We start from the raw sequence: 12,771 nt of genomic DNA, 5'->3' as shown, positions 1-12,771 counted from the left end.
GGAGGTAATTTATGAAAAAACTTAAAGTAATGACAGTAGTAGGTACACGACCTGAAATTATCAGATTATCATCTGTAATAAATGCTTTAGAAAATTCAAAGGCTGTTGAACATACTTTAGTTCACACTGGTCAAAATTACGACTACGAGTTAAATGAAGTTTTTTTTAATGACTTTCATTTAAGAAAACCTGATTATTTTTTAGACGCAGCTCACGGGACAGCTGTTGAAACAATTGGAAACATCTTAATTAAAATGGATGATGTGCTAGAAAAGGTTAAACCTGAAGCACTACTGGTACTTGGGGACACAAATAGTTGCCTTTCGGCTATAGCTGCCAAAAAGAGACACATTCCTATTTTTCATATGGAAGCTGGAAACAGGTGCTTCGATCAAAGAGTTCCAGAGGAAACAAATAGAAAGATTGTGGATCACATATCTGACGTAAACTTAACATATAGCGATATTGCAAGAGAATATCTACTGCGTGAGGGTGTCCCTGCAGATAGAGTTATAAAAACAGGAAGCCCTATGTTTGAGGTTATAACATCTAGAACAGAAGACATAAACAAGTCTGATATTTTAGAGAGGCTTAATCTAGTTAAAGGTCAATATTTTGTTGTATCTGCTCATAGAGAAGAAAATATAAACTCAGAAACTAACTTTATGAACCTAGTTGACACTCTAAACTCTATAACAGAAAAATATCAATTACCTATAATAGTTAGTACACACCCTAGGACTAGAAAAATGATTGACTCTAAAAATATTAAATTTAATTCTTTGATTACACTAATGAAACCCTTAGGTTTTAATGATTATGTTAAATTACAATCTAAATCTAAAGCAGTCCTAAGTGACAGTGGAACGATAAGTGAAGAATCATCAATACTAGGTTTTAATGCTCTAAACATTAGAGAAGCTCATGAAAGACCTGAAGCTATGGAAGAAGCTTCAGTCATGATGGTTGGTCTTGGTAAAGAAAGAATACTTCAAGGTTTAGAGATCCTTGAAACTCAGCAAGACAAAACTTTAAGAATAGTAAGTGACTATACAATGCCTAATGTCTCAGAAAAAGTCTTAAGAATTATTTTATCATATACAAACTATGTAAATAGAGTTGTTTGGGGTAAATAAAATGAGAGTTTTGCAGATTAATTCAGTTTGTGGCGTAGGAAGCACAGGTAGGATAGCAACAGATATCCATAGTATTTTGTTAGATCAAGGAAGTGAGAGTCATGTCGCTTATGGTAGGGGTTTAGCAAATAATTGTAATCAAAGTATTAAAATAGGTTCAAAAATCGATAATTATTTTCATGTTCTCTCAACAAGGCTTTTTGATATTCATGGCTTTAGCTCAACCTTTGCAACTAAGAAACTAATCAAGGAAATTGTAAAATTGGATCCTGATATTATTCACTTGCATAATATTCACGGATATTATTTAAACATAGACGTACTCTTTCAATATCTTAGAGTGTGTAAAAAGCCAATCATTTGGACTTTACATGACTGTTGGAGCTTTACTGGTCACTGCGCATATTTTGACTTTGTTGATTGTGATAAATGGAAAACAAAATGTTACAATTGTCCTCAGAAGGCAGAGTATCCAAAAAGTATTATTGTAGATAGAAGTAAAAAGAACTTTGATAATAAAAAGGATATATTTACTGGAGTTGAAAATCTTACATTAGTTACACCATCAAAATGGTTATCTCTCTTAGTAAAAGAGTCCTACTTGAAAGATTACTCTGTGGAAGTTATAAATAACGGTATAGATTTAGATACTTTTAAGCCTACAAGTAATAAGTTTAAGGATGACCCTAGAGTTAGAGATAAGTTTATAATTTTAGGGGTTGCTAGCATATGGGAAAAAAGAAAAGGGTTTGACTATTTTTTACAATTATCTAAGCGACTGTCTTCTGAAGAAGTAATCGTTTTAGTAGGATTAAATGAAAATCAAATGAAGGATTTACCTGAAAATGTTATAGGTATCACAAGAACAAATAATATTAACGATCTTGCAGATTTATATTCATCATCAGACATTTTCTTTAATCCAACTTTAGAAGATAATTTTCCAACAACAAATCTAGAGTCATTAGCCTGTGGGACACCAGTTATAACCTTTAAGACAGGCGGTAGCGTTGAAAGTATTGACGAGGAAACCGGTTTCATTATTGAAAAGGGTGGTCTGGACGAACTATTAAAAAAAATAGAAATAATAAAGGAATCGGATCAAAACTCATATGTTTTGAAATGTAGGAACCGTGCTGTAAATCTCTATAATAAGAATGAAAAATTCATAGAATATATACAACTATATAATAAAAAACTGAAATAATTATCATGGATAAGGGAGGACTTCAATGTACTACCTAGTATTTATATTAGGAATCGCACTTTCATTTCAAAATAATAAAAAACGATCGTGGTCTTTTATTTTTTTTGGAGTTATCTTGACTTTTTTAGCTTTTTTTAGGTACGGGGTGGGGCCGGACTACTTTGCATATGACTTCCTTTATTCAAGAATCAATACTTCGGTTATACAAGAAATCTTATTTGGCCTTGACCATCAAGAAGTTGGTTTTAGAGTACTAAGCTCTTTTTTTAAGGCAATAGGTGTGCCTTATCAAATCTACTTAGCAACTCTATCCGGAGTAACGTTATATTATATTTTCAAACTATGCTATAAGTATAGTAAGATGCCGACATTATCCTTATTTATTTATTATAGTTTTTATTACTTTGTATGGTCCTATAGTGCAGTAAGGCAAGGTGTTACAATAACAGTCGGAATATACTACCTACTTGAAACCCTAGAAAGCAAGAAATATGTTAATTTTTTTCTAATAACACTACTTTTAACGTCAATCCATACTTCTGCAATTATTTTGTTACCTCTGTTATTTATAGTAAGCCTGAAATTAACCTTTAAGAAACTAATCACTATAGTTTTGATGAGTATTATCATGGTTTACTTCCCTTACGGGTATGTTATAGAACAGCTTCACTGGTTGCCATTTTTATCAAGAATTTTGCCTTATATTGGTAGGAGTCAGAGCTATGGATTAATAAACTTTCAGAGTTTGGCAAGGATATTTTTTCTTTGTATTACTCTATCCCACTATCAACTTCTTTCAAAGGAAAATAATATTTCAAAGAAAATTATAGAAATATATATCCTATCACTAAGCATATATTTTATCTTTAAATTTTCTGAAATAACTGCTGCTAGGCTTTCTATCTACGGTAAAGTTTTAGATATATTAATTTTTCCAAATATCTATTACCTTTACAATAAAGGCAAATACCCTAAAATTTTGAGCTTAGTTCTATCTAAGATCAAGAGTCCTAGTAATAATAAGATAGTGAAGGAAAAAATTCTACAAATTACTTATATTTGTATGCTTATCCTATTATGCAGTTTAGTATTCTTAAAAGAAGTAGAATCAATGTCAAGTTATGCAGGATTGATTACTAATTCACCCTACGTTCCTTACACACATATATTCAATAAAAACTCTTATCAGTTTGATAATAGATACTTTCTTAATATGATTGAAGAATGATTCTGTATAAGCAGAGCCTTTATTTCTGCTTAGGAAAATGGTACTAAAATAGTGCGAAAGGAGGTGAAATTTTGAATAAGGTTATAAAAGCTCTTTTAACTGTCATAATGGTTTTAGTTTTAAGTAGAAATGTAATCGCAAGTACTAACCTTTCTGCAAATGAACTACTAGCACAAGGACAAGCTATGGAAGGTACCAATCCATACCAAGCAAGTCAGATCTATGAACAAGGCCACCATTTATACCCAAACGATGCAAGATTTCTTGAGGGAGTAAATAGGAGTTTGAGAACAATTTTCTCATGGAGCCAAGGTAGTCACAGGGGAGAACGGTATTCAGAAGCATTAGGTGGCTATAACTTTATACTGAGATCTAATCTAATTAGTTCAGAGTTTAAAGCAGAAGTAGAAAAGTTCAAAGGCTATGCTGAATCAGGAAGAAGACTGTTTACTCCAGCACAACTCCTTACACAAGGACAAGCTATGGAAGGTACCAATCCATACCAAGCAAGTCAAATCTATGAACAAGGTCACTATTTATACCCAAACGATGTAAGGTTTTTAGAGGGAGTAAATAGGAGCTTGAGAATAATTTTCTCATGGAGCCAAGGTAGTCACAGGGGAGAGCGGTATTCAGAAGCATTAGGTGGCTATAACTTTATACTGAGATCTAATCTAATTAGTTCAGAGTTTAAAGCAGAAGTAGAAAAGTTCAAAGGCTATGCTGAATCAGGGAAAAAAATAGTTACGCAAGCTGAACTACTAGCACAAGGACAAGCTCTGGAAAGTAGTAATCCATACCAAGCAAGTCAAATCTATGAACAAGGTCACTATTTATACCCAAACGATGCAAGATTTCTAGAGGGAGTAAATAGGAGCTTGAGAACAATTTTCTCATGGAGCCAAGGTAGTCACAGGGGAGAACGGTACTCAGAAGCATTAGGTGGTTATAACTTTATACTGAGATCTAATCTAATTAGTTCAGAATTTAAAGCAGAGGTAGAAAAGTTCAAAGGCTATGCTGAATCAGGGAAAAAAATAGTTACGCAAGCTGAACTACTAGCACAAGGACAAGCTATGGAAAGTAGCAATCCATACCAAGCAAGTCAAATCTATGAACAAGGTCACTATTTATACCCAAACGATGCAAGATTTCTAGAAGGAGTAAATAGGAGTTTGAGAACAATTTTCTCATGGAGCCAAGGTAGTCACAGGGGAGAGCGGTACTCAGAAGCATTAGGTGGCTATAACTTTATACTGAGATCTAATTTAATTAGTTCAGGGTTTAGAGCAGAGGTAGAAAAGTTTAAAGGCTACGCTGAATCAGGAAGAAGATTGTTTACTCCAGCACAACTCCTTACACAAGGGCAAGCTATGGAAAGTAGTAACCCATACCAAGCAAGTCAAATCTATGAACAAGGTCACTATTTATACCCAAACGATGCAAGATTTCTAGAGAGAGTAAATAGGAGCTTGAGAACAATTTTCTCATGGAGCCAAGGTAGTCACAGGGGAGAACGGTACTCAGAAGCATTAGGTGGTTATAACTTTATACTGAGATCTAATCTAATTAGTTCAGAATTTAAAGCAGAAGTAGAAAAGTTCAAAGGATACGCTGAATCAGGTAAAAAAATATTTACTCCAGCACAGCTACTATTACAGGGACAAACTGCAGAAACTAATAACCTATATTTAGCTCTTGATATATATCAAGAAGGTTACTATTTGTATCCTGCAGATATAAGATTTATTGAGAGTATACGTAATACCGCACAAAAGCTTTTAGAACATAGCCAACGAAATCATAATCAAGGCAACTTCTACCAAGCTATTACTGGTTATGAAAGGATATTAGAATTAACAAATGTTCCCAACAACTTGATACTTAACGCAAAAAATGGATTAGCTGAGGCGAAAAAAGGAATAATAGTTGTAAATGATAACATTTATATTTTGTACACTGAGTACAATATAACATTTGAAAATGCACTGAATACTCAAATGACACGAGGCCCTCAGACAGACCTTTATAGTAACAACTGGGAAAATGCCAAACGAGAAGATGTTTCCTATTACATGAACCCTGATAATTTTACCATAAAAGATTTTTCCAATATTGGTGAAGACCTAAATAGTATTACAATTAACACTCCAGTGTTAAGGGTGAGAAGCGGTCCTTCTACAGAATTTTCAATTTTAGGACAAGTCCTATTGGGAGAAACTTATGATATTATTGAACAAGCAGATGGATGGTATAAAATTAATTTTTCAGGTGGAATAGGCTGGGTATCAGGGCAATATGTAATTGCAAATTCGGGGACTATCCCTGTGGAAATGTTTCAATTTTTAGACCTTTCCAGTAGAGCTGGTATCAATTCTAGTGACTTAAACAGAATTCTTCTAAACAGAGGTATACTACACAATAAAGAGCATGCTTTTATTCAGGCTGCAACGCAGTTTAACGTCAATGAAATATACCTTGTAGCTCATGCCCTCCTTGAAACTGGTAATGGAGCATCGACACTTGCAAATGGTGTTTTAGTAACCCAAGTAGATGGACAAGCTGTAGAACCTAGAATAGTTTATAATATGTTTGGAATAGGTGCACATGATAGTGCTCCTATACGGTTAGGTTCAGAATATGCATATAAACAAGGGTGGTTCACCCCAGAGCAATCAATTTTGGGAGGAGCCCAATGGATATCTACTAATTATATTAATCATTCTACGTATAAACAAAATACTCTTTATAAAATGAGATGGAATCCTGCTACTCCTGGAGTTCATCAGTATGCTACAGATATAGGCTGGGCAATTAAACAGACACTAAGAGTTAACATGAAAGCACTATATGATCAATGCTCAGAATATACACTACGTTTTGATATTCCTAAATATAAGTAGTTTCACTAACAATAATTTATCTATAGGAGTAACATTATGCTTAAGCGCTAACTTTATTGAAGAATATATATTCAATTAATCCAATCAATAACCCTACTTAGTTAAAAAGAATGGAATAAATTAACGAGTTAAAATAACTACATTTTAAAGGAAATATTAAATAAACGTCGAATATATAATATTCGACGTTTATTTTTTTGAAATCTGTATGCTATTAAGTCGAATAATGTCGGAAGTTTGTACCTTGCAAAATACGACAATAGATACTAAAATATATAGAGGAATTGGATTACAAAATTTTATTTTTTATTACAGCTAAATCAAAAAATGTAGGGGGAATGAAATTGAAAGCCATGATATTAGCAGCAGGGCTAGGAACAAGACTTAGGCCTCTAACTGACGAAGTATCAAAGCCAATGGTTCAACTTGGGGGAAGACCATGTATCGAGCATACAGTACGCTTGCTCAGGAAACATGGAATAAAAGAAATAATGATAAACCTTTACTATAAACCAGAGCTCATAATGAATCACTTTGGCGATGGAGAACATTTTGGTATAAAGATACACTATTCTGTTGAAAAAGAGTTGATGGGCACTGCTGGCGGTTTGAAGAAAGTACAGCAATTCTTTGGTGACGATCCTATACTTATAATTAGTGGAGATGCCCTAACTGATCTAAACTTAACTGATTTCTATGATTTCCATAAGAAAAAAGGTGGATTAGCTTCACTTGCATTAAAAAACGTGCAGGATCCAAGAGAATTCGGTGTTGTTCAAATAAGTCAAGATGATAGAATTACACAGTTCCAAGAAAAACCCAAAGATGTTACTCCAATCAGTACAAAGGCAAATACAGGAATATATATATTCGAACCTGATATTTTTTCATTTATCCCATCAAATACTTTTTATGATTTTGGCAAGCAAGTTTTCCCAGATTTACTAATGAAAGGGCAATCTATGTTTGGTTACGAGACACAAGCGTATTGGTGCGATATTGGAAATATAGATGTATATAAAGATGTGCAGTTTGACATTTTAGCAGGGATAGTTAAAGTAGACATACCTGGGAAAAAGTTTGAAAACTGTATATGGTTAGGAAGAAACATTGATATTGACCCTGATACAAAAATAATTGGTCCTGTGTTTATAGGAGAAAAAAGTGTAATTGAAAAAGGTGCAAAAATATACGGACCAACTGTTATTGGGAACAATTCTTTTGTTGGAAGCAACTCAGTTATTAAGCGCAGTATTTTGCTAGAAGGTGCTCGTGTTGGTAATGATGCATTGATAGCAGATAGCATATTAGGCAATGATCAACATGTTCAAGCACGTATGATCTGTGAGAATAGGACAATAGTAAACTCATCTAAAAAATTGTAAAAGATTGCTATATTAATAATGTAAATATTAGTTAAATACACTAAAAAAATGGAGTTGAATATTATGTTTAAAGATAAGACTTTACTAATTACAGGAGGAACTGGATCTTTCGGAAACGCAGTTATGGAACGATTTTTAATGTCGGAGATCAAGGAAATCAGAATATTTTCTAGAGATGAAAAAAAACAAGACGATATGAGGAAACTTTATAAAAATGATAAACTTAAATTTTATTTAGGTGATGTACGTGATTTGTCTAGCATCAAAAGCGCAATGTACGGTGTGGACTATGTTTTCCACGCAGCTGCTCTTAAACAGGTTCCGTCATGTGAGTTTTTCCCAATGGAAGCTGTTAAAACTAATGTACTAGGTACGGATAATGTCCTTACATCTGCAATTGAATCCGGTGTAAGTAAAGTTATATGTCTATCAACTGACAAAGCTGCCTACCCTATTAATTCTATGGGTATATCAAAAGCCATGATGGAAAAGGTTTTTGTTGCTAAATCAAGAAACGTAGACCCAAATAAAACACTTATATGCGGAACAAGATATGGGAATGTAATGGCCTCTAGAGGTTCTGTTATCCCATTATTTATTGAGCAAATTAAAAGTGGACAACCTATCACAATAACTAATACTGATATGACTAGATTCTTAATGAGCTTAAATGAAGCAGTCGAATTAGTAGTTTTTGCTTTTACTAATGCTAAAGCTGGAGATATAATGGTTCAAAAATCCCCTTCATGTACAGTTGAAGTTCTTGCTAAGGCTTTGAAAGAACTTTTCAACGCTGATAATGATATTAAAATTATTGGCACTCGTCATGGTGAAAAACTATATGAAACTCTACTTACTAAGGAAGAATATATAGTTGCCGAAGATATGGGAGGATTTTTTAGAGTTCCAGCAGATACTCGTGATTTAAATTACGACAAGTATTTTGTTGAAGGCAATGTAAAGCTTTCAGAGGAATTAGAATACAATTCACATAATACCGAAATTTTAAATATTGATGAAGTGAAAAAGAAATTGATGACTCTTGAGTATGTTAGAAATGAGGTAAAATCTTTTTACGGTTCTAGGGAAGCAGCGGCAACTGCTGAATAGTAATACAAAGTGAAAGGCGGTTATTATGAATATACTAATAACAGGTTCAAAGGGTTTCATAGGAAAGAACTTAATATCAGAGCTTAAAAATAGAGGCGACTTTGATATATTTGAGTACGACAAAGAAACTGATAAAAAACTTTTGGATTATTATACTAAAGAATGCAATTTTGTATTTCATTTAGCTGGAGTTAATAGACCTAAAAGTGATGAAGAGTTTATGGAAGGTAATTACGGATTTACTAAGGAACTTTTAGACCTATTAAAGAAACATAGCAATAAATCCCCTGTTTTAATTACTTCGTCCATTCAAGCAAACTATAATAACCCCTATGGTAAAAGTAAAAGAGCGGGGGAAGAATTATTAAAATCTTTCAGCAAAGAAACCGGATCTCAGGTATTTATCTATAGATTACCTAACCTCTTTGGGAAGTGGAGTAAGCCAAATTACAATACGGTAGTTGCAACATACTGTTACAACATCGCTAGAGGACTAGAAATTCTTGTTAATAATCCTGAAACAGACTTACAACTTGCGTATATTGACGATGTAGTAGAAGATTTTATAAAAGCGCTGAGTGGCAGCCCCTCGTATTATGAGGGATATTGTACAATCCCAGTAGTTCACAATGTAAAATTAGGAACTTTAGCGGAAACTATAAAAAGTTTTAAACAAAGCAGAGAAGATTTGACTGTAGCAAATATGGAAAATAACTTCATAAAAAAACTATATAGCACTTATTTAAGTTTTTTGCCTAAAGACCAATTTATTTACAACTTAAAAATGAACAAAGATGATAGAGGATCTTTTACAGAGTTTTTAAGAACTCCTGAGCGTGGACAAGTATCTGTTAATATAACTAAATCTGGTATTACAAAGGGCAATCATTGGCATCACTCAAAAAACGAAAAATTTCTTGTTGTTAGTGGAGAGGCTCTAATTAAGTTTAGAAAAGTTGGAGAAGATGAGATTGTCGAGTACAGAGTAAGTGATAAACTACTCCAGGTTGTAGATATTCCTACGGGATACGTCCACAACATAACAAACATTGGTGATAAAGACCTGGTAACAGTTATGTGGGCCAATGAGAGTTATAACCCTGATAAACCTGACACATATCATTCAGAAGTTTAATATAAATCGGAACTTTTAGTTGAATAAGGGGGAAAAAATGAATATCCTTTTTTTAGTCAATAATGCACCACAATATATAAACTTTTTTAAGTCTTTAGGTGACAATTTCAAGTTAAACAATCATAACGTAATTTACGCTTGTGAAAGTCATCTTCCAGAAGTAAAGTATGATACATCATTAAAAGATCAGAAAACATTCTATTTTACAGACCATTTAAATTTATTAAGTGATTCCAAACTCCAAGAATATCAGAACCGAGAGAACTTAAGAAAATTTTATTATTCGTGCTATGATCGTAATTTTCATTTTGGATTTGATAACGTACATGATAAAAAATCTGATGAGATTATACTACGTTTATTAGATTTTTATGAGAAGATAATCCTACAGGAGGATATCGATATTGTAGTATATGAAAATGTATCTAATTCCTTTGCTTATGCCGCTTATGTAGTAGCAAAGCAATTTGAAAGAAAATACTATGGTTTAATAACATCAAGAGTACCTAATCATTTTGAAATATGGGAAGATGAATTTGGTAATCTTGAAAACAGAATGAATTCTTTCAATAAATTATCTAAACAGCAGATTGAAGATCATATTTTGGAACATGTAACAGAATATCTGAATAACTTTAAAGATTCATCTGTTAAACCTGATTATATGAAAAAGAATCATACAAGTATGGATATAAACTATCTAAAGTACTATATTAACAAAAGTGGTGTGATGCTTGATTACTTTAAGTATTATACTACCCATGCCAAGAAAGATAATAATGCTTATCAATCATCACATATGTTAATAAAATCATTTAAACAATTAACTAGAAACCTCAAAAGAAAAATAAAAATTAGTGCTTTAAAAAATAAATATGACTATAACGCTTCTGAGAAAGACAATTTCTTTATTTACCCAATGCATTTTCAACCAGAGTCATCAACTTCGGTGAATGCAATCTTTTACGATAATCAATACGAGGCGATTAAGAATATCTCTTTTTCTTTACCAATTGGCACCTATTTATATGTAAAGGATCATCCTAATGGAATAGGCTTTCTTCAAATGAATTTTTACAAAAAAATTAAGAAATTGCCTAATGTTAAGTATATAAATCCTCAAGAAGATACAAAAAAGTTAATAATACATTCCAAAGGAGTAATCACCTTAACAAGTACTATGGGTTACGAGGCATTGCTTTTAGAAAAACCTGTTATAACTTTAGGTAAAGTATTTTATAACTATCACCCTTATTGCTATAATATATCAAGCTACAATGATATATTTTCCACAGTACAAAAAGTCCTTTTTACTAAACACAGTCAATTTTCAGAATATAACACCAAATTCTTATGCGTATATTTTAGGGATATATATATAGGAAAAATTTTCAATACAGATTCTGATTTTAATCAAATATACAAGAGTATTATGAATAGAATAATAAACAAAAATTAAGGAGGGTATTATATGTTACCAGCAATATTAGGCGGAAAGCCTATAAGAAAAAACCCACTTCCATATGCAAAACAATTCATTGATAATGATGATTGTAAAGCAGTAACTGAGGTGCTTATGAGTGACTTTCTGACCACAGGTCCAAAAGCCAAAGAGTTTGAAGAGGTGATAGCTGATTATGTTGGTTCAAAGTTTGCAATCTCATTTTCCAATGGAACTGCAGCTTTACACGGAGCTTGTTATGCTGCAGGTGTTAAACCTGGAGACGAAGTAATAACAACCCCAATTACATTTGCAGCATCTTCTAACTGTGCATTATATATGGGAGCAACTCCTGTTTTTGCAGATATTAACAGCGACACATTTAATATCGACATTAATGAAATCGCTAAAAAAATCACAAATAAAACTAAAGCTATTATCCCTGTTGACTTTACAGGACAAGCTGTAGATTTAGATGGTATAAAAGATTTAGTAAAAGGTACAGACATAGTAGTAATTGAAGATTCTGCACATGCTCTTGGTACGAAATACAAAGGCAAACCAGTAGGTGGGTTAGCGGACATGACAGAATTTAGCTTCCATCCAGTTAAAACTGTGACCACTGGTGAAGGCGGCATCATTACTACTAACAGTAAAGAGTATTACGACAAATTAGTCAACTTTAGGTCTCACTATATAACTAGAGATCCCAACCAACTTGAAAATAAGGATGGTGGTGGCTGGTACTATGAACAACTTGACCTTGGATATAATTATAGACTTACAGATTTTCAGGCAGCGTTGGGCATTAGCCAAATGAAGAAACTGAACTGGTATATTTCAAGGCGTAAAGAAATTGTTAATAAGTATAATAGTACATTTGCAGATTTAGATGGTGTTATTTTGCAGAAAAATGAAGCATTTTCTGACACAACTAACCACTTATATGTTTTAAAGCTCGATTTACCCAAATTGAAAGCTAGTAGAAGAGAAATCTTTGATGCACTTATTGCAGAAAACATTGGAGTTCATGTCCATTATATTCCTGTTTACTGGCATCCTTATTATCAAAAACTTGGATACTCAAAAGGGTTATGTCCTAATGCCGAAGAATTGTATAATTGTATGCTTACCGTACCGTTATTTCCTGCAATGAAAGATGAAGATGTTGAAGATGTAATCAACGGCTTTCATAAAATTATTAATTACTATAAAAGGTAGTGATA

Annotated in this window: 9 protein-coding genes; all 9 read left to right on the top strand. The window is 32.8% G+C overall.

The genetic code is table 11. The features are described from left to right. Nucleotides 1-11 precede the first annotated feature (11 nt). Nucleotides 12-1,136: a non-hydrolyzing UDP-N-acetylglucosamine 2-epimerase gene (gene wecB, locus HYG86_RS00835; protein ID WP_213167087.1), complete on the top strand. Its 1,125-nt coding sequence runs from the start codon at nucleotides 12-14 to the stop codon at nucleotides 1,134-1,136. Nucleotide 1,137: 1 nt separating this feature from the next. Beyond that, nucleotides 1,138-2,343, top strand: a complete 1,206-nt coding sequence (locus tag HYG86_RS00830; protein WP_213167086.1) for a glycosyltransferase — start codon at nucleotides 1,138-1,140, stop codon at nucleotides 2,341-2,343. 25 nt (nucleotides 2,344-2,368) lie between these two features. Further along, nucleotides 2,369-3,571, top strand: a complete 1,203-nt coding sequence (locus tag HYG86_RS00825) for an EpsG family protein (protein WP_213167085.1) — start codon at nucleotides 2,369-2,371, stop codon at nucleotides 3,569-3,571. Between the two features lie 71 nt (nucleotides 3,572-3,642). Continuing rightward, nucleotides 3,643-6,474, top strand: coding sequence for an SH3 domain-containing protein (locus tag HYG86_RS00820; protein WP_213167084.1), 2,832 nt, complete (start codon nucleotides 3,643-3,645; stop codon nucleotides 6,472-6,474). 353 nt (nucleotides 6,475-6,827) lie between these two features. Beyond that, nucleotides 6,828-7,859, top strand: coding sequence for a nucleotidyltransferase family protein (locus tag HYG86_RS00815; RefSeq protein ID WP_246452004.1), 1,032 nt, complete (start codon nucleotides 6,828-6,830; stop codon nucleotides 7,857-7,859). Nucleotides 7,860-7,922: 63 nt separating this feature from the next. Further along, nucleotides 7,923-8,969, top strand: coding sequence for a polysaccharide biosynthesis protein (locus HYG86_RS00810; protein ID WP_213167082.1), 1,047 nt, complete (start codon nucleotides 7,923-7,925; stop codon nucleotides 8,967-8,969). A 25-nt stretch (nucleotides 8,970-8,994) separates the two neighbouring features. Further along, complete coding sequence (locus HYG86_RS00805) at nucleotides 8,995-10,104, top strand: capsular polysaccharide biosynthesis protein CapF (RefSeq protein WP_213167081.1); 1,110 nt, start codon at nucleotides 8,995-8,997, stop codon at nucleotides 10,102-10,104. Nucleotides 10,105-10,141: 37 nt separating this feature from the next. Then, complete coding sequence (locus HYG86_RS00800) at nucleotides 10,142-11,563, top strand: capsular polysaccharide export protein, LipB/KpsS family (RefSeq protein WP_213167080.1); 1,422 nt, start codon at nucleotides 10,142-10,144, stop codon at nucleotides 11,561-11,563. Nucleotides 11,564-11,575: 12 nt separating this feature from the next. Continuing rightward, nucleotides 11,576-12,766, top strand: coding sequence for a UDP-4-amino-4,6-dideoxy-N-acetyl-beta-L-altrosamine transaminase (gene pseC, locus HYG86_RS00795; RefSeq protein WP_213167079.1), 1,191 nt, complete (start codon nucleotides 11,576-11,578; stop codon nucleotides 12,764-12,766). The last annotated feature ends 5 nt before the right edge of the window (nucleotides 12,767-12,771 follow it).

Source organism: Alkalicella caledoniensis (assembly GCF_014467015.1).
In the GTDB taxonomy this organism is placed as follows: Bacteria; Bacillota; Proteinivoracia; order Proteinivoracales; family Proteinivoracaceae; genus Alkalicella; species Alkalicella caledoniensis.
Note: the sequence above shows the minus strand (reverse complement) of the source record. Positions and strands in the feature narration are given on the sequence as shown.